Source organism: Streptoalloteichus hindustanus, from assembly GCF_900129375.1.
In the GTDB taxonomy this organism is placed as follows: Bacteria; Actinomycetota; Actinomycetes; order Mycobacteriales; family Pseudonocardiaceae; genus Streptoalloteichus; species Streptoalloteichus hindustanus.
Genome location: NZ_FQVN01000003.1, coordinates 668842 through 695227, shown reverse-complemented (window position 1 = coordinate 695227; position 26386 = coordinate 668842). Strand labels below are relative to the sequence as shown.

General features: G+C 73.6%; 27 protein-coding genes and 1 riboswitch. Of the genes, 18 read left to right on the top strand and 9 right to left on the bottom strand.

All coding sequences use genetic code 11. The features are described 5' to 3' along the window. Positions 1-11 precede the first annotated feature (11 nt). Complete coding sequence (locus tag BUE43_RS12380) at positions 12-242, top strand: ferredoxin (RefSeq protein ID WP_073482275.1); 231 nt, start codon at positions 12-14, stop codon at positions 240-242. Positions 243-313: 71 nt separating this feature from the next. On the opposite strand, the gene BUE43_RS12375 is transcribed toward BUE43_RS12380, so the two are convergent. Then, positions 314-1003 carry a nitroreductase family protein gene (locus BUE43_RS12375; protein ID WP_073482273.1) on the bottom strand — a complete coding sequence of 230 codons (690 nt, stop codon included), beginning with the start codon at positions 1001-1003 and terminating at the stop codon, positions 314-316. 150 nt (positions 1004-1153) lie between these two features. Here BUE43_RS12375 and nadD point away from each other — a divergent pair, with 150 nt between their 5' ends. From nadD to BUE43_RS12340, 7 genes are all read left to right on the top strand, one after another. Continuing rightward, a complete protein-coding gene (gene nadD / locus BUE43_RS12370; protein WP_073482271.1) occupies positions 1154-1783 on the top strand; it encodes a nicotinate-nucleotide adenylyltransferase in 630 nt (209 codons plus the stop codon). Between the two features lie 95 nt (positions 1784-1878). Further along, complete coding sequence (rsfS, locus tag BUE43_RS12365) at positions 1879-2286, top strand: ribosome silencing factor (RefSeq protein WP_073482269.1); 408 nt, start codon at positions 1879-1881, stop codon at positions 2284-2286. Further along, a complete protein-coding gene (locus tag BUE43_RS12360; protein WP_073482267.1) occupies positions 2283-2897 on the top strand; it encodes a histidine phosphatase family protein in 615 nt (204 codons plus the stop codon). Before rsfS ends, BUE43_RS12360 begins: the two co-directional genes overlap by 4 nt. 67 nt (positions 2898-2964) lie before the next feature. Further along, on the top strand, positions 2965-3663 hold the full coding sequence (gene octT / locus BUE43_RS12355; protein WP_073482265.1) for a diglucosylglycerate octanoyltransferase: 699 nt from the start codon (positions 2965-2967) through the stop codon (positions 3661-3663). 37 nt (positions 3664-3700) lie between these two features. Then, positions 3701-4549, top strand: coding sequence for a DegV family protein (locus tag BUE43_RS12350; RefSeq protein ID WP_073482733.1), 849 nt, complete (start codon positions 3701-3703; stop codon positions 4547-4549). 186 nt (positions 4550-4735) lie between these two features. Continuing rightward, positions 4736-5596, top strand: a complete 861-nt coding sequence (locus BUE43_RS12345; protein WP_083959595.1) for a ComEA family DNA-binding protein — start codon at positions 4736-4738, stop codon at positions 5594-5596. Further along, complete coding sequence (locus tag BUE43_RS12340) at positions 5596-8043, top strand: ComEC/Rec2 family competence protein (RefSeq protein WP_083959594.1); 2448 nt, start codon at positions 5596-5598, stop codon at positions 8041-8043. The genes BUE43_RS12345 and BUE43_RS12340 overlap by 1 nt, the downstream gene beginning before the upstream one ends. Positions 8044-8403: 360 nt before the next feature. Here the strand turns inward: BUE43_RS12340 and BUE43_RS12335 are convergent, their stop codons facing one another. Further along, a complete protein-coding gene (locus tag BUE43_RS12335; RefSeq protein WP_159447727.1) occupies positions 8404-9105 on the bottom strand; it encodes a DUF4328 domain-containing protein in 702 nt (233 codons plus the stop codon). A 347-nt stretch (positions 9106-9452) separates the two neighbouring features. Further along, positions 9453-10709, bottom strand: a complete 1257-nt coding sequence (gene thrC, locus BUE43_RS12330; RefSeq protein ID WP_073482260.1) for a threonine synthase — start codon at positions 10707-10709, stop codon at positions 9453-9455. Between the two features lie 12 nt (positions 10710-10721). Continuing rightward, a riboswitch (SAM riboswitch) is annotated at positions 10722-10855 on the bottom strand. A 112-nt stretch (positions 10856-10967) separates the two neighbouring features. Here thrC and holA point away from each other — a divergent pair. After that, on the top strand, positions 10968-11945 hold the full coding sequence (holA, locus tag BUE43_RS12325) for a DNA polymerase III subunit delta (protein WP_073482258.1): 978 nt from the start codon (positions 10968-10970) through the stop codon (positions 11943-11945). A 607-nt stretch (positions 11946-12552) separates the two neighbouring features. Here the strand turns inward: holA and BUE43_RS12320 are convergent. Next, entirely contained in the window at positions 12553-12978 is a 426-nt protein-coding gene (locus BUE43_RS12320) for a subtilase-type protease inhibitor (RefSeq protein ID WP_073482727.1), read from the bottom strand. A 241-nt stretch (positions 12979-13219) separates the two neighbouring features. On the opposite strand from BUE43_RS12320, the gene BUE43_RS12315 reads away from it, so the two are divergent. Next, complete coding sequence (locus tag BUE43_RS12315) at positions 13220-13828, top strand: RNA polymerase sigma factor (RefSeq protein ID WP_083959590.1); 609 nt, start codon at positions 13220-13222, stop codon at positions 13826-13828. A gap of 126 nt (positions 13829-13954) precedes the next feature. Here BUE43_RS12315 and rpsT read toward each other — a convergent pair whose 3' ends face one another. Further along, positions 13955-14215: a 30S ribosomal protein S20 gene (gene rpsT, locus BUE43_RS12310; protein WP_073482254.1), complete on the bottom strand. Its 261-nt coding sequence runs from the start codon at positions 14213-14215 to the stop codon at positions 13955-13957. A gap of 271 nt (positions 14216-14486) precedes the next feature. Here rpsT and BUE43_RS12305 point away from each other — a divergent pair, with 271 nt between their 5' ends. Then, positions 14487-15293 carry a sulfite exporter TauE/SafE family protein gene (locus BUE43_RS12305; RefSeq protein WP_073482725.1) on the top strand — a complete coding sequence of 269 codons (807 nt, stop codon included), beginning with the start codon at positions 14487-14489 and terminating at the stop codon, positions 15291-15293. A 256-nt stretch (positions 15294-15549) separates the two neighbouring features. Further along, a complete protein-coding gene (locus BUE43_RS12300) occupies positions 15550-15891 on the top strand; it encodes a hypothetical protein (RefSeq protein ID WP_143174104.1) in 342 nt (113 codons plus the stop codon). Positions 15892-16037: 146 nt separating this feature from the next. On the opposite strand, the gene BUE43_RS12295 is transcribed toward BUE43_RS12300, so the two are convergent. Together BUE43_RS12295 and BUE43_RS12290 are read right to left on the bottom strand one after the other, a co-directional pair. Continuing rightward, the gene (locus BUE43_RS12295) at positions 16038-16283 is read right to left on the bottom strand and encodes a type II toxin-antitoxin system antitoxin (protein WP_073482250.1); all 246 of its coding nucleotides are present in this window, start codon (positions 16281-16283) and stop codon (positions 16038-16040) included. A gap of 6 nt (positions 16284-16289) precedes the next feature. Then, positions 16290-17210, bottom strand: coding sequence for an SPFH domain-containing protein (locus BUE43_RS12290; protein WP_073482247.1), 921 nt, complete (start codon positions 17208-17210; stop codon positions 16290-16292). 111 nt (positions 17211-17321) lie between these two features. On the opposite strand from BUE43_RS12290, the gene BUE43_RS12285 reads away from it, so the two are divergent. The 3 genes from BUE43_RS12285 (at position 17322) to BUE43_RS12275 (ending at position 20960) form a co-directional block, all read left to right on the top strand. After that, a complete protein-coding gene (locus tag BUE43_RS12285; protein WP_234995675.1) occupies positions 17322-18146 on the top strand; it encodes an ABC transporter ATP-binding protein in 825 nt (274 codons plus the stop codon). Next, positions 18131-19750, top strand: coding sequence for a hypothetical protein (locus tag BUE43_RS34155; protein ID WP_073482245.1), 1620 nt, complete (start codon positions 18131-18133; stop codon positions 19748-19750). The genes BUE43_RS12285 and BUE43_RS34155 overlap by 16 nt, the downstream gene beginning before the upstream one ends. Positions 19751-20024: 274 nt before the next feature. Then, complete coding sequence (locus BUE43_RS12275) at positions 20025-20960, top strand: EamA family transporter (protein ID WP_073482243.1); 936 nt, start codon at positions 20025-20027, stop codon at positions 20958-20960. A gap of 7 nt (positions 20961-20967) precedes the next feature. On the opposite strand, the gene BUE43_RS12270 is transcribed toward BUE43_RS12275, so the two are convergent. Further along, positions 20968-21576, bottom strand: a complete 609-nt coding sequence (locus tag BUE43_RS12270; protein WP_073482241.1) for a class I SAM-dependent methyltransferase — start codon at positions 21574-21576, stop codon at positions 20968-20970. A 120-nt stretch (positions 21577-21696) separates the two neighbouring features. On the opposite strand from BUE43_RS12270, the gene lepA reads away from it, so the two are divergent. After that, entirely contained in the window at positions 21697-23562 is a 1866-nt protein-coding gene (lepA, locus tag BUE43_RS12265; protein ID WP_073482238.1) for a translation elongation factor 4, read from the top strand. A gap of 533 nt (positions 23563-24095) precedes the next feature. On the opposite strand, the gene BUE43_RS12260 is transcribed toward lepA, so the two are convergent. Continuing rightward, positions 24096-24668, bottom strand: a complete 573-nt coding sequence (locus BUE43_RS12260) for a TetR/AcrR family transcriptional regulator (protein WP_200797467.1) — start codon at positions 24666-24668, stop codon at positions 24096-24098. 102 nt (positions 24669-24770) lie between these two features. Between BUE43_RS12260 and BUE43_RS12255 the strand changes: the two genes are divergently transcribed. Both BUE43_RS12255 and BUE43_RS12250 read left to right on the top strand, forming a co-directional pair. After that, positions 24771-25160, top strand: coding sequence for a nuclear transport factor 2 family protein (locus BUE43_RS12255; RefSeq protein WP_073482233.1), 390 nt, complete (start codon positions 24771-24773; stop codon positions 25158-25160). Next, positions 25157-26353, top strand: coding sequence for an MFS transporter (locus BUE43_RS12250; RefSeq protein WP_073482231.1), 1197 nt, complete (start codon positions 25157-25159; stop codon positions 26351-26353). Before BUE43_RS12255 ends, BUE43_RS12250 begins: the two co-directional genes overlap by 4 nt. Positions 26354-26386 lie beyond the last annotated feature (33 nt).

Sequence of the window (26386 nt, the reverse complement as noted above, 5' to 3'; positions counted from 1 at the left end):
GAGGGCCGCCCATGAGCGGACAGCGGTGGTCGGTCGAGGTGGACCGGGAGGCCTGCATCGGCAGCGGGATGTGCGCGGGCTCGGCCCCGGCGTTCTTCGAGCTGGTCGACGGGCGGTCGCGGCCGCTGCGGGCCGAGGTCGACGCGGACGACGAGGTGCTGGGCGTTGCCGAGTCCTGCCCGGTGGAGGCCATCCTGGTGCGCGACGTGGCGACCGGCGCCCAGCTCGCTCCGGAGGAGTGAGCCGCGCGGGGGCGTGAGCGGGGCGGCGCCTTCGCCGCGGGCGACGGCCCGGCGAAGGCGCCGTGCCGCTCTCACACCCGGACGACGACCTGGTCGAGGGTCTTGCGCACGAGGTCGGGGACGACGGCGTCGGGCGCCGGGTAGCCGACGGGGATGACCGCGAAGGCCTTCTCGTTGCGCGGCCGGCCGAGCACCTCGGACAGGAACCGCATGGGGCTGGGCGTGTGCACCAGCGCGGCCAGTCCGGACAGGTGCAGCGCGGTGATCAGCATGCCGACGGCGATGCCCACCGACTCGTCGACGTAGTAGTGCTTGTAGCTGCTGCCGTCCGGGCGGAGCGCGAACCGCTGCTGGAACACCACGACGAGGTGGGGCGCGTCGGTGATGTGTGGCTTGTTCTCGTCGGTGCCCAGTGGCCTCAGCGCCGACAGCCACTCCTCGCCCAGCCGGCCGGAGTAGGACAGGCGTTCCTCCTCCTCGGCGGCCTCGCGGATGCGCCGGCGCACCTCGGGGTCCTGCACGAGCACGAACGTCCAGGGCTGCTGGTGCGCGCCGGAGGGGGCGGTGTTGGCCACGGCGATCGCGTCGAGCACCACCTGCTCGGGCACGGGGTCGGGCGCGAACATGCGGACCGTGCGGCGTTCGTCCATGCGCTCGCGCAGCTCGCGCGCCCGAACCAACGACTCGTCGGCCGACATGCGGGAGGGTCGGTAGGGGACGGGCTGGTAGGGCTGACCGTGCATCGGCGTCCAGGTCCTCATGGCGGTGAGTATGGTCGTGGTCACACTGCGGCATCACATCCGAAAGAGTGAGGTCTGGACCACGTGCCGGGGGCGGACGCCGGGTCGGGCCGGGCGGGCGCGGGTCCGGATGTCGGGTGCGCGCGCGGGCGTCTCGTAGGCTGACCGGTCATGTCGGAGCCAACGACCGAGTCGGTCCGCCCCTGCGGCGACGCCCCGCGGCGGCTCGGTGTGATGGGCGGCACCTTCGACCCGGTCCACCACGGGCACCTGGTGGCGGCCAGCGAGGTGCAGGCGCGTTTCCACCTCGACGAAGTGATCTTCGTGCCGTCCGGGCAGCCGTGGCAGAAGGCCGAGCTCGTGGTCAGCGCCCCCGAGGACCGCTACCTCATGACGGTCATCGCGACCGCCTCCAACCCGCGCTTCTCCGTCAGTCGGGTGGACATCGACCGGAAGGGTGACACCTACACGGTCGACACCCTGGCTGACCTCCGCGCCCAGCACCCGAACGACGAGCTGTTCTTCATCACCGGCGCGGACGCCCTGGAGCAGATCCTGTCCTGGCGCCGGGCGGACGAGCTGTTCGACCTCGCGCACTTCATCGGGGTCACCCGACCCGGCTACGACCTGAACGACCACCACCTGCCGCGCGGCGCCGTGAGCCTGATCGAGGTCCCCGCGATGGCGATCTCCTCCACCGACTGCCGGGCGCGGGTCGCCGCCGGCCTGCCCGTGTGGTACCTGGTCCCCGACGGGGTGGTGCAGTACATCTCGAAGCGGCGCCTCTACCGGTCGTGCTAACCGGCGAGTCCAGGTGAGCGGGTACCCTGGGTAACTCGTCCGGACCAGTCAACCCCGCGGGCACCCGCGCCGAGGTCCGGACGGGGAGGAGAGACGTGGCAGCGACCGAGGAGGCGCGTCGGCTCGCGCTGGTCGCCGCGCAGGCGGCAGCGGACAAGAAGGCCAGCGACATCGTCGTGCTCGACGTGTCCGACCAGCTCGTGATCACCGACTGCTTCGTGATCGCCTCGGCGCCGAACGAGCGGCAGGTCCAGGCGATCGTGGACAACGTCGAGGAGAAGATGCGCGGCGCCGGCACCAAGCCGGTGCGGCGCGAGGGCGCCCAGGAGGGGCGCTGGGTGCTGCTCGACTTCGTCGACGTCGTCGTGCACGTGCAGCACGCCGAGGAACGCACCTTCTACGGCCTTGAGCGGCTGTGGAAGGACTGCCCGCGGGTGGAGTTCACCGACGCGGCGCTGGCCGCGCGGTCGGACGAGCCGGCGGACGAGGACACGACGGCGTGACGCTCACGCGGTTGGTGCTCTGGCGCCACGGGGAGACCGACTACAACGCGACCGGCCGGCTCCAGGGGCACTTCGACTCGCACCTGACCGACGTGGGCCTGGCCCAGGCGAGGCGGGCCGTCCCGGTGCTCGTCGGCTTCGCCCCGAGCATCGTGGTGAGCTCCGACCTGACCCGCGCGGTGGACACGGCCGGGGTGTACGCCGAGGAGGCGGGTGTCCGGGTCCGGCTGGACAAGCGCCTGCGGGAGACCCACCTCGGTGAGTGGCAGGGGCTGACCCAGGCGCAGGTGGAGGCCGGCTGGCCGGGCGCGCTGCGGACCTGGCGGAACGACCCGCGCTGGGCGCCGCCGGGCGGCGAGGCCAGGGTCGAGGTGGCCACCCGCGGCGCGGAGGTCGTGGCCGAGCTGGACACCGAGGTGGACGGCACCGCGTTGCTGTGCGCGCACGGCGGTCTGATCAGCGCGGTGACCGGGCGGCTGCTGGGCCTTCCGCTGGAGGCGTGGCCGCTGCTCGGTGGCATCACCAACTGTCACTGGACCGTGCTCAGCCGTCGGGGTGATGGCGATGCCCGGTGGCGACTGACCGCGTACAACGCGGGGTTGGGCGGTTGAGGGCTGGGCGGTTGAGGGTGGGCGGTTGACCGGAGCTGGGCGGCCGACGGGTCCCCGCCTGTTGGTCATGGGCGACTCGTTGGCCTTCCACGGCCCCGGCGGGCCGCTGCCCGCCGACGACACCCGGCTGTGGCCGAACGTCGCGGCGGCGGCCCTGGACGGCCGGGCCGAACTGGTCGCCGGGATCGGTTGGACCGCCAGGGACGCCTGGTGGTCCCTCACCAGGGACCCCCGGGTGTGGGCGCTGCTGCCGTCGATCGACGTGTTCGTCCTGGCGGTCGGCAGCATGGACACCCTGCCCTCGCCGTTGCCCACCGCGTTGCGCGAGGGCATCCGCTACCTGCGGCCCGACCGGCTCCGCCGGTGGGTGCGGCGTGCCTACGTCACCGCCCAACCGCACCTGGCGCGCGTGCTGCGCGGGAGGCCGGTCGCGTTGCCGCCCGCCCTGACTGTGCGTTACCTGGACCGTTGTTGGCGCGCGGTGCGCGCCCTCCGACCCGACCTGCCAGTTGTCGGCATCGTTCCCTCGGTGCACCGCTCCGCCGCCTACGCCTACGTCCACACCGGGCACGCGGCCGCCGTCGCCGCTGTTCGCGCCTGGTCCGCCCGCCGCGCCGTCCCCCTGCTCGACCTGCCGACCCTGGTCCGTCCCCACCTCGGGGGAACGGAGGCCAACCCGGACGGGTTGCACTGGGGATGGCCGGCACACCGCGTCGTCGGGCGCGCGTTGGCCGAGACGATCACCCGGGTGCCGCCGGGCCGTTAGCCCGGAGGGTTGGTACCCGGTCGTAGGCTCGGTGACCATGCCTGTAGCCGTCGTCACCGACTCGACCGCGTACCTGCCCGAGGGCCTGGCCCAGCGCTACCACGTCCGGGTGGTGCCCCTGCACGTGACCGTGGACGACCGGGCCCGGTTGGAGGGGGTGGACCTCGGGCCCGTCGAGCTGGCGGAGGCGATGGCCCGCCGCCGTCCCGTGAGCACGTCCATGGCCACCCCCGCCGAGTTCGCCGCGACCTACCGCCGGGTGCTGGCGGAGGGCGCGGACGGCGTCGTCTCGGTCCACCTCTCCGGCGCGCTCTCCGGCACCTGCGAGTCCGCCCGGGCCGCCGCCGAACAGGTGTCCCCGGACCGGGTGCGCGTCGTTGACTCCCGGTCCACCGCGATGGGGCTCGGGTTCGCCGTCGTGGCCGCCGCGATCGCGGCCGGCGCGGGCGCCGACCCCCGGCGGGCGGCCGGGGTGGCGGCCGACGTCGCGGCCAGGACCCGCACGCTGTTCTGCCTGGAGACCCTGGAGTGGCTGCGGCGGGGCGGCCGGATCGGGGCGGCCCAGGCGTTGCTCGGCACCGCCCTGTCGATCAAGCCGTTGCTGCACGTGCAGGACGGCCGGATCGTGCCGCTGGAGAAGGTCCGCACGTCCAGCAGGGCGGAGGCCCGGCTGGTCGACCGCGCGGCGGCGGCCGCGGGGGACGGACCGGTGACGGTGGCCGTGCACCACCTCGGCGCGCCGGAGCGGGCCGAGCGGATCGCGAGCCAGCTGCGGGGCCGACTGCCGGGGTTGCGGGACTGCTACGTCTCGGAGGTGGGCGCGGTCGTCGGCGCGCACACCGGCCCGGGCGCGTTGGGCGTCGTCGTCCTGCCCGGCGGGCTGTGACCACCACGCGTGCCGCGCCCTCCCGTGAGCGGCCCCCTCCCCGAACCCTCCATACTCGCGAACCGGACTGACACTTCCCGGCGCCATCACCCGTCCGAGACGCGAGTTGTCCACAGGTGCCCCCGGCATCCACATCTTGATCTTCACTGAGTGCCAGCGCCGCCGCCCCTCCCTAACGTCGGCGCCATGTTGGACACGCTCCGCTCCCGCGGCGACGACGCGGACACCACCCGCGCCCGGCTGGCCACCCTGACCGGTCGCACAGGACTGGACGCGCGACGGATGCCCGTCGCGGACGACGAACCAAGCCGAGGACCCGACCCGCCCGCGACGACCGCCCCCACCGAGCCACCACGCGTGCGACGGGACCGGGTTGGCCGCTGGATCGAGCACTGGATCCCGGTCGGGCTGCGCACGGCCCGATGGGCGCCGGGGCGGCGCTCCGCGCTGGTGCTCTGCGCCGCCCTGGGAGTGGTCGCGATCGTGGTCGGCGTGGCCCTGTGGACGCGCCGCCCGGTCGTCGAGGCCGCTCCCGCGTTGCCGTCGGCCGCGAGCACCCCTCCGCGGTCGTCATCACCTCCACCGTCCACTTCGGACCAATCCATCGTCGTGAGCGTGGTGGGGGAGGTGAACCACCCCGGGTTGCTCACGTTGCGGGAGGGCGCGCGGGTGGCCGACGCCGTGGCAGCGGCGGGCGGGGTGTTGCCGGAGACCGACGTCAGTGGGTTGAACCTCGCCCGCCGTCTTGCCGACGGCGAACAGGTCCACGTCGGCGTACCACCGCCCCCGGTACCGATGGCGGACGGTGGGGTGATCGGACCCGGGACGGGAGCCTCCGGTGGTCTCGGCGGCGGTGGCAAGGTCAATCTCAACACCGCCGGCGCACAACAACTCGACGCGCTGCCCGGAGTCGGTCTCGTGACCGCCCAACGCATCGTGGACTGGCGTGCGAAGCACGGTCCTTTTCGGACAGTCGAGCAGTTGCGACAGGTCGAGGGAATCGGCGAGACCCGGTTCACGCGGCTCAGGGAACTGGTGACGTTGTGATGACCGGAGCGACACCGCGCGATCCGCCTCGCGTCGGGCCAATCCTGTTCTGGGCGAAGGAGAACGACGAGACACCGCAGGTTCTCGACCTGCGCCTGGTACCTGCCGCCGCGGCCGCGTGGGCGGTGACCCTGGTGGGACTCCGCGTCGACTGGCGTGCTGCGGCGTGGTGTGGCGTCGTCGCCCTGATGGTCGCGATGGGGCTGTGGGCACGCCGACGAGGTCGCCGGGGAGTGAGGGGAGTGTTGGTGGTGTGTGGGGTGTCGGCCGCCTTCGCGGCGGTGGTGTCCGTCCGGGTCAGGCATGTGGCCGAACACCCGTTGCGCTCGGCCGCGCACGAGGGCCTCACGGCGGTGCTGAGAGTCGAACTCGACGACGATCCGACCGCGCTGCGCGTGCCGGGGTACGGCGAGCGGCCGGCAGGAACTGACCGGGTGGCGGTGGCGGTGGGGTTACGCGCGGCCGAGATCACCAGCCGAAGCGGGCGAACAGCGTCCATCGCCGGCAATGGAGAGCGAGTTCTGCTCCTGGCCCCAGGTGACTGGGGAGGGCTGCTGCCCGGCCAACAAGCGGTGGCACAGGGGCAGTTGGCGCCGGCGACACACGGGGACCTGACCGTCACGGTCCTGCGGGTCCGGGGACCACCTCTGGAAGTGACCTCGCCACCCTGGTGGCAGAACGCGGCGGGGACGTTGCGGGACGGCCTGCGACACGCGGCGCGGCGCCTCGATCCGGAGCCGGCGGGACTGGTGCCGGCCCTGGTGGTCGGGGACACCACGGGACTGCCGGAGCGGGTGGTCGGAGAGTTCCGCGCGGCCGGGCTCACCCACCTGTTGGCGGTGAGCGGGGCGAACCTCGCGATCGTCTGCGGCGCGGTGCTCCTGGTGTGTCGGCTGCTCCACCTCGGCCCGCGCGCCCGCGGCGTGCTGGCGGGACTGGCAGTGGTCGGGTTCGTCGTGCTCGCCCGCCCGGAGCCGAGCGTGCTGCGTGCGGCGGTCATGGCGGGCGTCGCCCTGCTGGCTCTGACTGTCGGGCGGCCCAGGTCCGCGTTGCCGGCCCTGGCCGGGTCGGTGCTGGTCCTGCTGTTGGTCGACTCGGGTCTGGCGGCGGCTCCGGGGTTCGCCCTGTCGGTGCTCGCGACCGGGGCGCTCGTCCTGGTCGCTCCGTGGTGGGTGGCAGCGCTCCACCGGCGGGGCGTGCCAGCCGGACTGGCGGAGGCGCTCGCGGTTCCGGCCGCGGCGCACCTGGTCACTGCGCCACTGGTGGTCGCGCTGTCCGGGAAGGTCAGCCTGGTCGCCGTCGTGGCCAATCTGCTGGCGGCTCCGGCGGTGCCACCGGTGACGCTCCTCGGGGTGTTGGCGGCGGTGGTGGCACCGGCGCACCGGCCCACGGCGGAGTTGATCGTGATGGTCGCCGGCCCACCAGCCGACTGGTTGGTCCTGGTTGGTCGGCGGGCGGCGGCGGTGCCGGGAGCGGAGTTCGACTGGCCGTCCGGAGCGCTCGGCGGGCTGGCACTGGCAGTGGTCGCGGTCGCGGTCCTGGTCGCGCTGCGGTTCCCGCGCACTCGCGCGCTGTTGGGTGTGTTGCTGGTTGGTGTCGTGCTCGCTGTGGTGCCGACCGGCGTGATCCGGCGGGGTTGGCCCGTGTCGGGGTGGGTGGTGGTGGCGTGTGACGTGGGTCAGGGCGACGCGCTCGTGTTGGCGACGGCCGACGCGGGTCGCGCGGTCGTCGTGGACAGCGGCCCCGAGCCAGGCGCGGTCGACGGGTGTCTCCGTCGTCTCGGAGTGCGGCGCATCCCGCTCGTCGTGCTCTCCCACCTGCACGCGGACCACGTGGGTGGTCTGTCCGCGGTGCTCGACGGCCGGGAGGTGGGCGCGATCGCGCTCGGCCCGCTCCACTACCCGGAGTGGGCGGCGCGCGAGGTTCGGCAGACGGCGGCACGCGCCAACGTCCCGCTCCTGGCGCTCACCGCCGGCGACCGACTGGAGTGGCCGGGCCTGCGGCTGGAAGTACTCGGTCCGCCGCGAGCACCCACCGGGCCGCCACCGGACGCGGACGCGGGCACGCCGGTCAACGACGCGTCCCTGGTGCTGCGGGCCAGCACCCCGGCCGGGCGCGTCCTGTTGACCGGAGACGTCGAACTGGCCGGTCAGAGCGCGTTGCTCTCGAACGGATCCGATCTCGCAGCGGAGGTGCTCAAGGTCCCACACCACGGGTCCCGGTCGACACTGCCGGTGTTCCTGGCCGCGGTCCGCCCACGCGTGGCGCTGATCAGCGTCGGAGCCGGCAACCGCTACGGCCACCCCAGTCGCCTGGTCGTCGACGCGTTGACTTCATCAGGAACCCGCGTGCTCCGCACGGATCAGGACGGCGACATCGCGGTGCTGGCCGGCCAGGAAGGCCCGGCCACAGCCTGGCGTGGCGACCCACGCGCTCCGCCGCGCTGAGCACCCACGCGACGCGTGGCCGCCGTCGCGCAGCGGCGGCGGCCACGCGCCCACAAACCAACATCCACGAGGCGGCGGGGAGGGGCGGGGTGGGCGGGGGGGGGGGGGGGCCCCCCGGGGGGGGGGGGGGGGGGGGGGGGGGGGGGGGGGGGGGGGGGGGGGGGGGGGGGGAGCCCCCAGGCTGTGCTCACGATGGTGCTGGGCGGGTGGCGGAGTGGGGAGATCTGTGGGGAAAGGGGATTGGTGTGGGGGATGACTTGCGCCGCGGGCCGGGGTGGGTGTCCTGGTGTTGTTCACTGCGCCCACACCCGCTCTCTGGGGCCTGGGCTTCGGGCGCTCCGCAAGCCGAGAGGGGCGGGGTCAGAGGTTCAGGGCGTGGATTTGGCGTTGTTCCTGGAAGCCCTTGACGCGCCAGACGAGGAGCGCGAGCGAGGTGGCGGCGACGAGGCCGATGGGGGTGGCGTTGGCTTCGATGATCGCCGCGAGGCGGAGGGACTCCAGCGACTCCGAGCGGAGGAGCCGGCTGACCACGCGGTCCAGGGCCAGGTGGAGGAGCCAGGCGGCCCACCAGGCGTAGCCCAGGCCGGGGCGGTTGGTGAGGTTGAGGTCGTAGCAGGTCGACGGGGTGTTCGGGTGGCTGGCGCGCCAGATGTCGTCCATGATCCGCTTGGGGAACCAGAGGCTCACCACCGGCACCAGCCAGCCGATCACGAGCCAGGTCCGTCCCAGGTGGTGCGGTGCGGGGACCATGGCCTCCGCGTTGGCCCGCGCCCGGAACAACCACACGACGAGCACCACCCCGGTGGCGATCAACGTGGCGAACTGCAGTAGCGAGGTCAGGGCGTGCAGCGTGTCGTTGCGGTCGACCGCGAGGGAGTCGACCGCGGCGTTCTCGTCGAACACCTTGCCGACGAGGGAGATCCGCTGGATGTTGACGACCATGCGGGCCAGGGCGACGAAAGCCCAGACGCCGAGCAGGGAGATCACGGCGACGGTGAGGCCGCGGAGCGGGAGCATTCGCACCGACGGGGCGCTCTCCACGGCGCGGAGCGGGGGCGCCATTCCCGTGATGGTCGGGTAGATGGCGGGAGCGGGGGAGATCGGCGCGGGCGAGACCGGGGCCGGTGTGGGAGCGGGCGTCGGCGGTGTGCCCGCGCTGGCGGTGCCGCAGCCCTCGCAGGTGGTGGACTGCGGAGACAGGGGTCTTCCGCAGAGGGCGCAGACCATGACGAACTCCCGGATCCGAGTGAGGGGAAGCGCTCGAAGATCCTAGTGCCGGTGGTCTGGACCGGCCGGCGCGCGTGGTGTGACGGAGGTTTCCGCCGCGGGAGGGACGTCGGGCGGAGAACACCCGCGCCGGCCGTCGACCACGTCGACGGCCGGCGCGGGCCCGGGAGGGCTGGAGAAGCTCAGAAGCCGAGGGCGGCGCGCACGGCCGCCGCGGACGGCGCGACGGTGGCGCGGGGGCCGACCCGGTCGGCGACCGCGTCCAGGGTCTTGAGGCCGTCGCCGGTGATGAGCAGGACGGTCTCGGCGTCCGGGTCGAGCTGGCCGGTCTCGATCAGCTTCTTCGCGGTCGCGACGGTGACCCCGCCGGCGGTCTCGGCGAAGATGCCCTCGGTGCGGGCCAGCAGCCGGATGCCCTCGACGACCTCCTCGTCGGTCACGTCCTCGACGGCGCCGTTGGTGCGGCGCACCGCGTCGAGCACGTACGGCCCGTCCGCCGGCGCGCCGATCGCGAGCGAGCGGGCGATCGTGCTCGGCCGCACCGGCGCCACGACGTCCTGGCCCGCCTTGAAGGCGGCCGAGACCGGCGCGCAGCCGGTGGCCTGGGCGCCGAACACGCGGTAGGGGGTGGGCTCGACCAGGCCCAGCTCGCCGAGTTCGCGGAACGCCTTGTCGACCTTGGTGAGCTGGGAGCCGGACGCGACCGGCACCACGACCTGGCTCGGCAGCCGCCAGCCCAGCTGCTCGGCGATCTCGTAGCCGAGCGTCTTGGAGCCCTCGGCGTAGTACGGGCGCACGTTGACGTTGACGAACGCCCAGTCCTCGTGCTCGGCGGCCAGCTCGGTCGCGAGCCGGTTGACGTCGTCGTAGTTGCCGTCGACGGCGATCAACGCGCCCTCGTAGACGGCGGTGGTGAGCACCTTGGCCCGCTCCAGGCTGGACGGGATGAGCACGACCGACTCCCACCCGGCGCGCGCGGCGGCGGCGGCCACGGCGTTGGCCAGGTTCCCGGTGGACGGGCAGGCCAGCACGGTGAAGCCGAGCGTGCGGGCCGCGGCGAGGGCCACGGCGACCACGCGGTCCTTGAAGGAGTGGGTGGGGTTGCCGGTGTCGTCCTTGACCCACAGGCGCCGCACGCCGAGCTCGGCGGCCAGCCGGTCGGCGCGCACCAGCCGGGTGCAGCCCGGGTCGGTGTTCGGGTGGCTGTCCACGTCGGACGGAACGGGCAGGAGGCGGCGGTAGCGCCAGATCGAGCGGGGGCCGGCCTCGATGTCCTCGCGCCGCACGGCGCCGAAGTCGTAGGACACCTCGAGCGGGCCGAAGCACTCGCCACACGCGAACTCGGCGGCGAGCGGGACGCGGTGGCCGCACTCACGACAGGACAGGCCGGTGGCCGGGCCGAGGTCCAGGGTGGTGGGCGTACCGACGGAGGTCGTCATCGCGAGGTCTCTCCCTCATCTTCCCCGCGCGGTGGCGGGCCGGAATTGGCACCGTGGGCGCCGGTCGGCCTCGCGGTGGTCGCGACTGGCCGGCGCTGGTTGCCGGGGCTTCTTCGGGCCGATCCCTCTGCCCCTCTGGATGAGCTGCCATGTTCGGTTGTGGCGCTCACGCTACGACAGCTCCCGATCACCGGCCAGGGACTCGTCCACATGGCGGGAGCACCCAGCGTGGTCGGGGTCGCGTGGCAGGATGCGGGGGTGAGTTCGCCCTCCGTCACGCCCGACCCGCTGCACCTGGTGCTCGGCGAGGAGGAGCTCCTCGCCGAACGCGCGGTGCGCGCCGCGTTGGAGGCGGCCCGCCTGGCCGACCCCTCGGCGGAGCTGCGCCGGGTGCGGATCACCGAGCTGGCTCCGCCCGAGCTCGTCGAGATGCTCAGCCCGTCGCTGTTCGCCGAGGGCCGGGTGATCGTGCTGGAGGCCGTGCAGGAGGCGGGCAAGGACATCGCCGAGGCGGTCGCGGCCTACGCGAAGCAGCCCGCCGAGGGCGTGAGCCTGGTGGTGCTGCACAACGGGGGTGGCCGCAAGCCGGGCAAGGACCTCGTCGAGGCGCTGCGCAGGGCGGGGGCGCGGGTCACCCAGTGCTCGAAGATCACCAGGCCGGCGGAGCGGGACGCCTTCGTCAAGGAGGAGGTGCGCCGGGCGGGTGGTCGGATCGACGCCGCCGGCGTGGCCGCCCTGGTGGAGGCGGTCGGCTCGGACCTGCGGGAGTTGGCGGCGGCGGCCAGCCAGCTCGTGGCCGACACCGACGGCCGGATCGACGAGGCGGCGGTGCGGCGCTACCACCGGGGGCGCGCCGAGGTGACCGGGTTCGCGGTCGCGGAGAAGGCCGTCACGGGCGACCGCGCGGGCGCGTTGGAGGCGCTGCGCTGGGCGATGCACCTCGGGGTCGCGCACGTCCTGGTCGCTGACGCGTTGGCCGACGCGGTCCGCACCGTCGCCAGGGTGGCGGCGGTGGGCCGGGCGGACCCGGTCCGGTTGGCGGGGGAGCTGGGCATGCCGCCGTGGAAGGTGAAGAAGGCGCAGGCGCAGTCCCGGGGCTGGACGCCGGAGGGCCTGGCGATCGCGATGGGGTTGGTGGCCGACCTCAACGCCGACGTCAAGGGCGCGGCCGCCGACGCCGACTACGCGCTGGAGCGGGCTGTGATGCGCGTCATCGACGCCCGCCAGCGGTCCTGACGCGTCGGATCGACGGCTTTCACTCCGTCACACCCGGGTGGGCCGGCTGGAAGGGCTCCGGGTCCGTGGTTCGCTGACAGCCTCGTACCCGCCGTTCGGGGGAACTTCGGTCCGCGCGGGACCGGAAGGCGCCGAATTCGCGAGGTGTGGTCGCAAATTGGGCGTGGGTCGACGTCGGATTCGTCCAAAACGGTGTTATGTCGGGGGAACCCCCAAATTTCATGGTGCGCTGGGGGAAGTCGGGCGGGCAAGGCCCCGACCCGGTGGATCTTCGGGTCGGGGGTGCGGGCGCGGCCGAATCAGGGATGGCGCGCGTGTTTTCCCTCGGATAACCACCTGTCGAGGTGTTGACTCGCGGGTGTTTCGACGTCGTGCCGGGGGAAGCCTGGGAAAGCCGGTGCCACGGGAAGTATGTCCACCGCCGTTCGGGTGATAGCCCGAATGGCCGCCTTGGGTGGCACGGCGGCGGAACAGTGACAGAGCGTTGCCGGGAGGTGTGCGCGCGATGTGTGAAAGCGGGGAGAAAGGCGTGGCCACCGGGAGGTGGCGCTGCCCCGGGCGGCGAATCGGGGCAGCGCCACCGGATAGTGGTCGTGACCGGGTCCGATCAGAAGCGGAAGACCGATCCGGTCATGACGTTGAGCACGCACTCGTTCGGGAAGGTCTCCTGGTAGGAGACCGGGCGACCCCGCCAGAAGCCGTGCGCGGTCACCGTGACCGGCGCGTAGATCAACGTGCACGCCTGGTCCTGCCGCGTGTTCAGGTCGCGGAAGTCACCGTTGACCTGGGCGAGCTGGGTGCAGGCCTGCTCGGGGTCCGGGTGGCTGCCTCCGGTCGGCTCGCAGGTGAGCACCACGTGCCGGGCGGAGGGCGAGGGCCGCTCGCCGGGGTTCGCGCTGAGCACCAGGGTGGAGGCCGCCACTCCGGGTTGGGCGGTGGGGTCCGGCGCCGCGGCGCTGGCGGGGGACGCCAGGCCGAACAGCAGGGCGCCACCGGCGACGAGCGCGAATCCGACAAGCCGGTTTCTCACCATCATGGTTCCTTTCCGGAAACGGTTTGACCTACCGGGAGCCGAGGCGCCTCGTGAGCGCCTCCACCCGTAATACGGGCCAGTCGGCGCCCCACTCGCGGTGAGCATTCTCATAGCGAGGTCTACGGAGCCGTTCCGGTCTCGGTCAACCAGTTCGGATCTCAATCACCTGATTGTGAAAATTGCTTTCGGTCGCAACCAACACTTGCCGTCCGCGAGTTGCACTCTGTGCAATGAAGGGGCAATGTGGGCTGTTCGTGGCCGGGTAGGCCATGGGCGCGCGCGGGACCCGGGCCAGCGGGTTGCGTCGCGTTTAACTTCACTGAAACAGGGGATGGACATGCGTGAGGGTGCTTCGGCACGGAGTGCGGAAGCCAGTTTTTGGCAGGCATGTGTGGAACTGCGTCCGCTCTTGGTCCAAATGGCGACGCACTACTGCGGGAGTGGGTATGAGGCTGAGGACGTCGTCCACGACGCGTTGGTGCGGGCGGCGGAATTTCCGAGACTGGACCGGACCCGGATGCGGCAGTTCCTCGTGGCCGTGGTGCGCCGGTTGTGCGTGGACCGCTTCCGGCGGCGCAGCGTCGCCCGCCAGTTGGGCGAGCACCCGCGGCTGCTGCCGTGCGCGGTCGAGGACCCCGCGGAGCTGGTCAGCGACCGGGCCGAGGCCCGGTGGCTGCTGCACCGCTGCGGTCCGATGAGCAGCAGGGAGCGGCGGATCCTGCTCTCCCTGGCCAGCGGGCGCGGTCACCGGGAGATCGCCAGGGAACTGGGGATCACCACCAGGGCCAGCGAGTCGGCGGCGAGCCGGGCCCGCTGCCGTGCCCGACGACGCGTCCGACACACCGGCTGACGACCCCGGCGGCCGCGCGCGGACGGGCCCCGCGCGAGGACGCCCAGTTCCCTCCCCTGCGCCAGACGACGAAGGCGCCGCCCCCGACCCGGGGGCGGCGCCTTCGCGGCGTTCGGGTGCGAACGCTCAGAGCTTGTTCGCGCGCTGGGCCAGCGCCGACTTCTTGTTGGCGGCCTGGTTCGGGTGGATGACACCCTTGCTGGCGGCCTTGTCCAGCTTCTTGCCCGCGTCGCGCAGCAGCTCCAGGGCCTTGTCCTTGTCCCCGGCCTCGGCGGCCTCGCGGAACTTGCGGATGGCGGTCTTCACCGCCGACTTGACGGACTTGTTGCGCAGACGCCGCTCCTCGTTCTGGCGGTTGCGCTTCATCTGCGACTTGATGTTGGCCACGCGAAGCCCCTCGGTCTCGGTCGACAGTGGTCGTGCCGCGCTGGTTCGGCGCCCTCGGGAGAACTGACGTCGACGGGAGTCGGCGGCTGCGCCCCGGGGGGTTTCCTCCACGGCGGAATGCCGCACGGCACGGCTGACCATCGTAGCAGCGCCGATCGGGGCACCCAACTCGCCGCCGCCCGGACCAGTCGGGCCGCGCCGCAGGCCCGGCGGCGTGACCTGGGTCATGTGCGCGCCTGGGGAGTGACGCACGCCCCATAGGGTGATCGGCGTGTTGACCTCACTGGGCTGGCCTGGGTTCGCCGACGTCTCGCTGGTGGGGTTGTTGTTCCTCTGCGCCGCGGCCTTCGCGGCCGGCGCGGTCGACGCCGTCGTCGGTGGCGGCGGTCTCATCCAGCTCCCGGCGTTGATGCTGCTCGCGCCGGGTGGTCACCCGATCTACTCGCTGGCGACGAACAAGGTCTCGTCGGTGGTCGGCACGACGGCGGCCATGCGCACCTACGCCCGCCGCACCCGCGTCGAGTGGCGGCCCGCCCTGCTGATGGCCGGGGCCGCGTTCGCCGGCGCCCTCGGGGGCGCGAAGGTGGCCGACCGGCTCTCGCCGGGCGCGCTCAACGGGATCGTGCTGGTCGCCATGGTCGGCGTCGGGTACTACACCTGGCGCCGCCGGGAACTGGGCGCGAGCGAGAACGGCCGGTTCGGCCGGGTCCAGGAGACCGCCCTGATGGCGGTGGGCGGCGCCGTCCTCGGCTTCTACGACGGCATGACCGGTCCCGGCACCGGGTCGTTCCTGGTGTTCCTGATGGTGGGTCTGCTCGGGTTCGCGTTCCTGCGCGCCTCGGCCACGGCCAAGCTCGTCAACATCGCCACGAACCTGGGCGCGCTGGTCTACTTCGTGCCCGCCGGCAAGGTGCTGTGGGGGCTGGGGTTGACCATGGCCGTCTGCAACGTCGCGGGCGCGGTGATCGGCGCCTCGGTGGCGGTGAACCGCGGTTCGGCGTTCGTCCGCCGGGTGTTCCTCGGGGTGGTGGCCGCGCTGGTGGTCACCATCGGCTGGAAGTTCGCGGTCGGGGCCTGACCCCGGGGGTCCGGCGCGCCCGGCGTGGGGACGCCGACGGGGCCAGCGGCCAGCGGCGGCGGGGACCCGGCGACGCCGGGTGTGTCACGACCGCGCCCTCGTCACCCAGCGCTGGTGGTCTCCGGTGTCATCCGGACGGCGGATTGCGGGGGTCGGTGGCGGGAACGACGCCGCGCGGGCTGTCGGCGCGCCGCCCGATGATCACATACTCACAGTGACCATCGATTACTTCTCGTGATGAGCTGTGGGAGACGTGGTGACGGGTGCGGCGGACGGGTCCGGGCGGGCGACGGGGCGCGGTGTGGGCGAGCTGTTGGTGGGCGCGTCCCTGGGAGCCCTGGTCGCGGGGCTGCTGGAGATGCTGATCAGGCACGCTCTCGTCGGCCGGCTCGCTGCGGCGCTGGGGCACGCCGACCTTCGACGGCTGAGCCTGCGCCTGGGCGACTGGGATGTCGCCTACGGAGCGCCGCTGGTGGCCGCTGCTGGCCTCGTCCTCTTCGCGTTGGTCACGCTCGGTGCGATCCGGGTGGTGCGCCGGGTGGCGCGCGCGTTGTCCGTCGCCGGGGCTTCGGCCGAGGCCGCTTCGCCCCCGAACTGACCGGCCGCTGACCGGCCACTGCCCGGCCGCGGTGGTCGCCTCGCCCGCTGACCTGCGGCGGCGCTGGCATCGGCATCGCCATAAGAGAAACGGGTGGGTGGCACGTCCGACAGCGGACGTGCCACCCACCCGTCTGGTCGCCGGGGTCATTCGGGGGACCCGTTCTTCCGGTCGGCCGCCGGCGGGTCCGGGCTCTCGGGGCGCTTGCGGGGGCGTCCCCGGCGGGCGGGGCGGCCGGCGTCGGCCGGCAGGCGGCCCGCCTCGGCCAGCGCCTTGCGGAGCACGAACTCGACCTGCGCGTTCGTGCTCCGCAGCTCGTCGGCCGCCCACCGCGCCAGCGCGTCGTGGACCACCGGGTCCAGACGGAGCAGGAAGCTCTTGCGCTCGACCACGGGGCGTCAGTGGTAGAGGGACCCCGTGTTGACCACCGGTTGCGTCGACCGGTCGCCGCACAGGACCACGAGCAGGTTGCTCACCATCGCCGCCTTCCGCTCCTCGTCCAGCTCCACGACGTCGTGCTCGGCCAGCCGGTCGAGCGCCATCTCGACCATGCCCACCGCGCCCTCGACGATCCGCGCCCTGGCCGAGACGACCGCGCTGGCCTGCTGGCGCTGCAACATCGCGTGCGCGATCTCGGGAGCGTAGGCCAGGTGCGTGAACCGGGACTCGATCACCCGGACGCCGGCGGCGGCGACCCGGTCCGCGATCTCGGCGGAGAGCCGCTCGGTGATCTCCTCGGCGTTCTCCCGCAGCGACAGGCCGGTCTCCCCGTGCGCGTCGTACGGGTAGCTGTTGGCGATGTGCCGCACGGCCGTCTCGGTCTGCACCTCGACGAAGGTGACGAAGTCGTCCACGTCGAAGACCGCCTGGGCGGTGTCGGCCACCTGCCAGACCACCACCGCGGCGATCTCGATCGGGTTGCCGTCGCCGTCGTTGACCTTCAGCACCGCGCTCTCGTGGTTGCGGATGCGAGTGGAGACCATCTTCTTGGTGGTCAGCGGGTTCACCCAGTAGAGGCCGGAGTCGCGCAGAGTGCCGACGTAGCGGCCGAGGAACTGGAGCACCTTGGCCTCGCCGGGTGACACGGTCACCAGGCCGGCGAGGGTGAGGAGGCCGGCGAGGCCGAGGACCACCGCGATCGGCACCCCGACCGCGGCGTTCCGCTCTCCCAGCGCCACGCCCATGGCCACGCCGCCCAGGAGCAGGGCGAGCCCGACGCCGCCTCCCGCCAGGCCGTTCGGCGCGAACGCCCGTTGCTCCCGCACCGAACCGTGACCGCGCGCGACCTCCGGCATCGGCGCTGACGGCGTTTTCGGCATCGCCCCTCGACCTCCCCGTCCCGGGCGGGCCCGTTGCCGCCCATCTAGCAAAGTGATATCACTTTTTTCGTCGGGCGGCGAGGGCGCCGGCCGACGGCGAGGGGAGGACGCGTGGACGTGACGCGGGAAGCGGCCGGAGCGCAGGAGGGCGTCCGCGCCGAGGGGGCCGAGGACGCGGGGGGCGTCCCGGCCCTGCGGCTGTCCGGCCTGGTCAAGGCGTTCGACGGCAGGACGGCGGTGGACCGGGTGTCGCTCGCCGTGCCCCGGGGGTCGTTCTTCGGCCTGGTCGGCCCGAACGGGGCCGGCAAGACCACGACGTTGTCCATGGCGGTCGGCCTGCTGCGCCCCGACGCGGGGCGGGCGCACATCCTCGGGGCCGACGTCTGGGCCGACCCGGCCCGCGCCAAGGAGCTCGTCGGCGTCCTCCCGGACGGCCTGACGTTGCCCGAACGGTTGACCGGGCGTGAGCTGCTCACCTACACCGGCCTGTTGCGGGGCCTGCCGCCCGACACGGTGGCGCGCCGGACCGAGGAGCTGCTCGCGGTGCTGGAGCTGGCCGAGGCCGACCGCACCCTGGTGGTCGACTACTCGGCCGGCATGCGCAAGAAGATCGGGCTGGCCACGGCGCTGCTGCACGCGCCGAAGCTGCTGGTGCTCGACGAGCCCTTCGAGGCGGTCGACCCGGTTTCCGCCGCCACGATCCGCACGATCCTGCGCCGGTTCGTGGACTCCGGCGGGGCGGTCGTGCTGTCCAGCCACGTCATGACGCTGGTCGAGCAGCTCTGCGACCACGTGGCGGTGATCGCGGGCGGGCGCGTGGTGGCCAGCGGGCCGGTGGAGCTGGTGCGGGGCGGGCAGAGCCTGGAGGCGGCGTTCGTGCACCTCGTCGGCGGCCGCACCGGTGGGGCGGAGGGGTTGTCGTGGTTGGCGTCCTGATCCGGATGCGCCTGCGGGTGCTGCGGCACGGGCTGCGCGGGTCGGCCAGGGCGGCGCCGTTCCTGGTCGGGTCGGTGTTCGGCCTGGTCGGCGGGCTGTTCACGGCGGTCGTGCTGGCGGTGGGCGGGCCCGGCGGCGCGGCGGGGGAGTCGCTGGCGATCGGCACCGACGTCGCCGCCGCCCTGCTGGCCGCGTGGACGCTCGGCTGGGTCGTGGGCCCGGTGCTGCTCTCCGGCAGCGACGAGACCCTGCAGCCCGAGCACTTCCGCCTGCTGCCGATCGGCCCCCGCCGCCTCGCCGGCGGGCTGCTGGTCTCCGCCGTCGTCGGCGTGCCGCCGCTGGTGAGCCTGGTCGCCTTCGCCGGGCTGGTGGTCCGCGGGGCGACCCTGGGCGTCGGCCCGCTGGTCGTCGCCCTGGTGGTCGTGCCGTTGCAGCTCGCGCTGGTGCTGGCGTTGTCCCGGGTGGTCGTCGGCGCCCTGGGCGCGGTCCTGCGCTCGCGCCGGGGCCGTGATCTCGGCGTGCTGCTGGCCGCGGGCACCGCCCTGCTGATCGTGCCCGCCCAGTACGCGGTCAAGGCGATCGCGCCGATCCTGGTCGAGCGGCGCTCACCGGGTTTCGTGGCGGTCCTGCGGGCGCTGCCCTCGGGCTGGGCCCCGGTCGCGGTGGAGGCGGCGGCGCGGGCCGACTGGTGGCGGGTCGTCGGCGCGGTGGGCGGGCTGGCCGCGCTCGTCGCGGTGTTGGCCTGGGCCTGGTCGGCGCTGCTGGTGCGCCGGATGACCACGCCGCCGTCGGCGACCGGGCCGACGCGGGCGGGCCGGAAGGGCGCCGCCGCCGGCGGCGGCCTGTGGGCGCTCGTGCCGGCCACCCCGGTCGGCGCGGTCGCCGCCAAGGAGGTGCGGACGTGGTGGCGGGACGCCCGTCGCCGGTCGGTCCTGGTGCCGGGGCTGGTGCTCGGCCTGGCGCTGCCGGCCCTGCCGGCGGTGCTGGAGGACGACCGGGGCCACCTCGGCGTCGGGGTGCTCGCCTACGCCCCGCTGTTCGTGATCTTCATCTCCACCATGAACACCGGCAACCTCTACGGCTTCGACGGCACCGCCCTGTGGCACACGCTCGTGCAGCCCGCGGCCGCGGGGGCGGACGTGCGGGGCCGCCAACTCGCCTGGCTGGTCTACGTCGCGCCGGTGGCGGTGGTGGCCGCGTTCGCGCTGCCGGCGCTGTCCGGGCAGACCGGGGCCTACCCCTGGTTGCTGTCCCTGGTCCCGGCGCTGCTCGGCGGCGGTTCCGGCGTGCTCGCGGTGATGTCGGTCTTCGCCGCCTACCCGGTGCCCGTCCAGCGGTCCAACCCGTTCGCCGCCGGCGGCATGCCGGGCTGCTCCAAGGCGTTGCTCCAGGTCGCGATCAGCCTGCTGATGCTCGTCGTGGCGTTGCCGGAGGTCGCGCTCGTGGCCGCCGGGTCGGTCGTCGACTCCGCCGCGCTGCGCTGGCTGGCGACGCCGGTGGGAGTCGGGGTCGGCCTGCTGAGCGCGTGGGCGTTCGGCCGGATCGCGGTCCGACGCCTTGAGGAGCGGGGGCCCGAGCTGCTGGCGGCAGTGCGCCCCCGCTGAACGAACCCGAAGTCGGGCTCTTGGCCAACCCCGGGGGCGCGGCGGGTGCGACGAACTCCACGGTCGTCGCACCCGCCGCTGGCGTTAGGGTCGAGATCGACAGCGCCTAGGGTTCCGCTCCCACCCGCCACGACCACCCCACAACCAGGGCCGGGAGGACTGGACCGAGCGGCGCCACCGGCCCGCCCGGACGGCGGCCGGCCATCTGACGGGACGAAAAGCCTGGAGGAACCCGGCTCCCGCGCGCCCACGCGCGGGCCAGAGGGGTTTCGCGATGGGTCCCGTGACCGTCCTGCTGGTGCTGGCCGCCGCCGTGGCGCACGCCGGCTGGAACTTCTTCGCCAAACGCGCCGCCACCGCGGCCGGGCTGCCTTTCACCTGGCTCAACTCCGCGGTCAGCGCGGTCCTGTTGCTCCCGTTCGCGGTGGTCGGCGTCGTGGTGGGTGGGCAGGACGCCGTCCGGTTCGGCTGGGCGGGGCTGCTCGCGACCGCGGCGAGCGGCGCCCTCCACACCGGCTACTCGCTGCTGTTGCAACGCGGCTACGCGGTGGGGGACCTGTCGGTGGTCTACCCGCTCGCGCGGGGCATCGGGCCGCTCGTCGCGGTGACGGCCAGCGTGCTCGTGTTCGACGAACGGCCCGGTCTCCTGGGGCTGCTCGGCGCGGGGGCGGTGGTCCTCGGCGTCCTCGTCATCGGCTCGGGTCGCGCGCCGGCGGTCGCCGGTGGCGACAGCGGTTCCGGCGGCAGTGCCGGTGACAGCGCTGTCGCGCGCGCCGCCGGTCCGCGCCGCCCGCTGGGCGTCGGCTATGGCGTGCTGACCGGGGTCATGATCGCCGGCTACACCCTCTGGGACGCGCACGCCGTCACCGCGCTCGCGATCTCCCCGTTGCTGTTCAACTGGGGCAACAACGTGGTGCGGGTGCTGTTGCTCGCGCCGTGGGTGGCCGGGGACCGGGCCGTGGTGATCGACGTGTGGCGACAGCACCGGACCGCGGTCGTCGCCGTCGCGGCGCTGTCCTCGCTGGCCTACGGCCTGGTGCTGTTCGCGATGCGGCTCGCCCCGGTGAGCCTGGTCGCCCCCGCGCGGGAGCTGAGCATCGTGGTGAGCGCGGTCGTCGCCTGGCGGGTGCTGGGCGAGCCGCGACCCGGTCGGCGGCTGGGCGGCGCGCTGGTGGTGCTGCTCGGCGTCGCCGCCCTGGCCGTCGCGTGAGGGGCGGTCAGGGGTGGCGGGCGGTCATGTCGACCGCCGCGCCCCACGCGCTGGCCCCGGCCCGCTCGCGGACCACGACCTCGGTCAGCCCGGCGCCCTCGGCGTCGGCCCGCAGGTCCTCCGCCGAGTAGCCCTCGGCGTCCATCGCGGTCCGGTGCATGGACAGCACCAGCAGGCCGCCCGGTCGCAGCACCCGGCGCAGCTCGGCGAACCCGGCGGGCCGGTCCGGCCAGAACACGACGTTGTTCACGCTGAGCACGACGTCGAACGAGGCGGCCGGCGCCCCGGTGTCCTGCGCCGTCCCCTGGCGCAGCTCCACCCGGCCGGCCCGGACCAGGTCGGCGCACAGCTCCCGGCAGCGCCGCAGCATCTCCGGCGAGGGGTCCACGCCGACCACGTGGCCGCGGTTGGTCACGCGGGCGACCTCGGCCAGTCCCACGCCCGGTCCCGGGCCCACGACCAGCACGGAGTCGGTCGGGCGCGGGGCGGCCAGCGCGACCAGGTGCCGTTCGCTCGCCGCGTTGGACCGGGCCATCACCGCCCCGCCCAACCGCCCGCGCAACCCCGTCGGGCGGCCGAAGAAGGGGTCGAGGATCCGCAGCAGCACATCACGCATACGCCCATTCCAGCGGCCCCCGGGGACGGGCGCATCGGGGACTGCCCGGATACGTGTGCGTGGCACCCCCGGTCTCGTGGGACGATGAGACGTCACCCATTCGCTTGCGAGGGACCCTGAGTGAGCACGTTCGCCGACACCACGTTCACGCCGCCGGAGCGCATCCGGAACTTCTGCATCATCGCGCACATCGACCACGGCAAGTCGACGTTGGCCGACCGGATGCTGCAGCTCACCGGCGTGGTGGATGAGCGCGCCATGCGCGCCCAGTACCTCGACCGGATGGACATCGAGCGGGAGCGCGGGATCACGATCAAGGCCCAGAACGTCCGGCTGCCGTGGGTGGCCAAGGACGACACGGGCAGTGACGTCGAGTACGTGCTGCACCTGATCGACACGCCCGGTCACGTCGACTTCACCTACGAGGTGTCCCGCTCGCTGGCCGCGTGCGAGGGCGCGATCCTGCTGGTCGACGCCGCGCAGGGCATCGAGGCGCAGACCCTGGCCAACCTGTACCTGGCGATGGAGAACGACCTGACCATCGTCCCGGTGCTGAACAAGATCGACCTGCCGGCCGCCGACCCGGACAAGTACGCCGCCGAGCTCGCGCACATCATCGGCTGCGACCCCGGTGACGTGCTGCGCGTCTCGGCCAAGACCGGCGTGGGCGTGCGGGAGCTGCTCGACGAGGTCGTGCGCCAGGTGCCGCCGCCGACCGGCCAGGCCGACGCGCCGGCGCGGGCGATGATCTTCGACTCGGTGTACGACACCTACCGCGGCGTCATCACCTACATCCGGGTGGTCGACGGGAAGATCACGCCGCGGGAGCGGATCAAGATGATGTCCACCGGCGCCACGCACGAGCTGCTGGAGGTGGGCATCATCTCGCCGGAGCCGAAGCCGTGCGTCGGCCTCGGGGTCGGCGAGGTGGGCTACCTGATCACCGGGGTGAAGGACGTCCGCCAGTCCCGGGTGGGCGACACCGTCACCGCGGAGCGCAAGGGCGCCACCGAGGCGCTCGGCGGCTACCGCGACCCCAAGCCGATGGTCTACGCCGGTCTCTACCCGGTCGACGGCTCGGAGTACCCCGAGCTGCGCGAGGCGCTGGACAAGCTGCGGCTCAACGACGCGGCGCTGACCTACGAGCCGGAGACCTCGGCGGCGCTGGGCTTCGGCTTCCGCTGCGGCTTCCTCGGCCTGCTGCACCTGGAGATCACCCGGGACCGGCTGGAGCGCGAGTTCGGCCTGGACCTGATCTCCACCGCCCCCAACGTGGTCTACCGGGTGGTGATGGACGACGGCGCCGAGCTGGTCGTCACCAACCCCTCGGACTGGCCGGAGGGCAAGATCGGCGAGGTGCACGAGCCGATCGTCAAGTGCACGATCATCGCCCCGTCGGACTTCGTCGGCGCGATCATGGAGCTGTGCCAGAGCCGGCGCGGCCAGCTCGGCGGCATGGACTACCTGTCCGAGGACCGGGTCGAGCTGCGGTACACCATGCCGCTCGCCGAGATCATCTTCGACTTCTTCGACGCGTTGAAGTCGCGGACCCGCGGCTACGCCTCGCTGGACTACGAGGAGGCCGGCACCCAGACCGCGAACCTGGTCAAGGTCGACATCCTGCTCCAGGGCGAGGCGGTGGACGCGTTCAGCGCGATCGTGCACCGGGACAGCGCCTACGCCTACGGCACCCGGATGGCCAGCAAGCTGCGCGAGCTGATCCCGAGGCAGCAGTTCGAGGTGCCGATCCAGGCCGCCATCGGCTCCCGGGTCATCGCCAGGGAGACCATCCGCGCGCTGCGCAAGGACGTCCTCGCCAAGTGCTACGGCGGTGACATCTCGCGGAAGCGCAAGCTGCTGGAGAAGCAGAAGGAAGGCAAGAAGCGGATGAAGACCATCGGCCGCGTCGAGGTGCCGCAGGAGGCGTTCGTCGCCGCCCTGTCCACCGACGAGGCCGGTGACAAGGCCAAGGGCGGCAAGAAGTAGGCCCGAGACCACCCCGGCGGCGGGTCGCTCCCTCCCAGGAGCGGCCCGCCGCCGGCGTTTCCGGGCGGTTCGGCGGGCTTCGGCCGCATCGGTATGAGCACGACAACGGGATGCGCCGTGCGCAGTACCTTGAGCGGCACGAGCAGGCGGACGACGTTCAAGGACGTGGACGAAGCGCTCCTGGCGTCGTTCGCTGATCCCGGGCGGGCGGAGCACGTCGCCTTGGTGGCATGGGCCGCTGGGCAGGGGGGCCGCGAGCCGAACTCCGGGGCGAGCGTGAACCGTACCCTCCTGCGGGCTGGTGCACGTGCGCGCTACGAGCGGGCCTGGGAACGGGGATACGCCGAGCTGGCAAAGGAAATGTCCGCTGACGAGCACGCGGAGCGTCGTTGCCCGCGTTCTCGCTACGCCGATCTCGCTGACCGCGGGGGCGCCTGGATGACGGCGCCCCCGCGCCGTGGGCTTTCCCTGACTGTCCATTGTGGACGCTTTGAGGTGGCCGACGGGTTGGGTTCCCTTGTGCCCCGGGGAAGTCAGGGGCGGGTGGTGAGACGACGGGCGGCGACGCGGACGGCGGCGCGGAGGCGGTCCCGCTGGTCGGGGCCGTCCGGGCCGAGCAGCATGCGGCGGACCTGGGGGACCGCGTTCGGCCAGCCGACCAGGCCGAGCAGGAGCAGGGTGAGCACGTCGGGCGCGAGCGCGTCGCCGGTTCGGTCGGCCGTGGCCATCGCGTCGACCTTGTCCTGGTAGTGGGCGGTGCGCTCGGGCTCGGAGGGGACCGGGCGGTCGCCGTACTCCAGCGCCTCCCACAGCAGCAGGCGGCACACCTCGGGGTGCTCGGCGTGGTAGTCGAACAGCCGGTCCACGTAGTCCTCGACGTCGCCGCCGCTGGCGGGCACCGCGTCGGCGAGCTCCCGCAGCGCGTGCTGCAGGACCGCGTTGAACAGCCCCTCCTTGTCGCCGAAGTAGGCGTAGATGAGCTGCTTGTTGGCGTTCGCGGCGCGGGCGATCCGCTCGACGCGGGCGCCGGCGACGCCGTGCGCGGCGAACTCGGCTGAGGCCGCGGCGAAGATCCGCGCCTTGGTGGCTTCGGCGTCCCTGGGCACGCCGGCGATGCTAGCCGAGAAGTAACCAACCGTCTGGTTGACATTGGGCGCGCTCGCGATCTAGCTTCTAACCAACCGGTTGGTTAGAAGAAGGGATACGTCATGCTGCTCCCCTCCGCCGTCGAGCGCTTCTTCACCGCCTCCCGCGTCGCGGACGTCGACGCCTGGGCGGCCGCCTTCGCGCCGGACGCGGCGTTCCACCACCCCGTCGACACCCCGCCGGTCAGGGGGCGCGCCGCGATCCACGCGCTGATCAGCGGGGCCCTCGCCGGCTTCGGGCGGTTCGACGGCCTCACCCCGGTCGAGGCGCACCGGACCGGGAAGCGGATCGCGGTCGTGTGGCGGGGCAACGGGGCCAACCCCGCCGGCGCCGAGGTCCGCTGGTCCGGCATCACGGTCTTCACCCTCGACGCCGAGGGCCTGGTCGGCGAGGCGGTGGTCTACGGGGACCTGGACAGCCTGGGCCGGCAGCTCGCCGGGGAGACGGCGTGACGGGCGCGACGCCACCCGTCCCGCGCGGCGGTCGCGGGCTGGTCGTCGCGTCGGCGCTGTGCGCCGGTGTCACGGTCGGCAACGTCTACCTGGCCCAGCCGGTGCTCGGCGTCGTCGCCGCCGACCTCGGCGTGCCGGCCGGCGCGGCCGGCGGGGTGGCCACCACGGCGCTGTTCGGCTACGCCGTCGGCATCCTGTCGCTCGTGCCGCTGGGCGACCTGGTCTCCCGGCGTCGGCTCGTCACCTGGCTCGGCGCGGCGACCGTGGCGCTGCTGGCGGGGGCGGCCGCCGCGCCGTCCCTGCCGGTGCTGTCGGCGTTCGTCGGGCTGGCCGCCGCGACGACGGTCATCCCGCAGGTGCTCGTCCCGCTCGTGAGCGAGGTGAGCGCGCCGGAGCGGCGCGGGGTCGCGCTGGCCTGGGTCCAGGCCGGCCTGGTCACCGGGATGATGGGCTCGCGCGTCCTGAGCGGCGCTCTCGGGGACGCCCTCGGCTGGCGCGTGGTCTACCTCGTCGCGGCGGCGCTGACCGCGATCGTGTGCGCCCTCACCGTGCGGGTCCTGCCCGTCGACGGGCCGCGGCCGAGTCAGCACTACCGCGACCTCCTCGCGGTGCTGCCCGGACTGGCGCGACGGCCCGACGTGCGGGGGCCGAGCCTCGCGCAGGCGGCGGTGTTCGCCGGCTTCAACGCCGTCTGGACGACGCTCGCCCTGGCGCTCACCAGCGCGCCGCACGGCCTGAGCGCGTCCACGGCCGGTCTGGTCGGCCTGCTCGGTCTGGCCGGAGCGGTGGCCGCGCCGGCCGCGGGCCGGGCGGTCGACCGCGTGGGCGCTCGGGTCGTGGCGGGCAGCGGCCTGCTGGCGCTGCTCGTCGCGTCACCGCTGCTGTTCCTCGGCGGGAGCTGGTTGCCCGCGCTGGTGCCCGGCGTGCTGCTGCTCGCGGTCGGCATGCAGGTGAGCCAGGTGGCCCACCAGGCGCGGGTCATGGCGGGCGCGGCGGAGACGCGGAGCCGGCGCAACGCGGTGTACATGGTGGGGACGTTCCTGGGCGGCGCGGTGGGCGCCGCCGGTGGTTCCGCGGCCTACTCCGCCGCCGGATGGAGCGCGTCCTGCGCCGTGGCGGCGTGCTGCTTCGCGGCCGGTGGCCTCGTGTGGTGGGCGGGAGCGCGGCGGGCGCCGGAGCCGGTGGCCGTGTGACGGGGGTGGGGAGGACCGGCGTCGCGGGCCCTC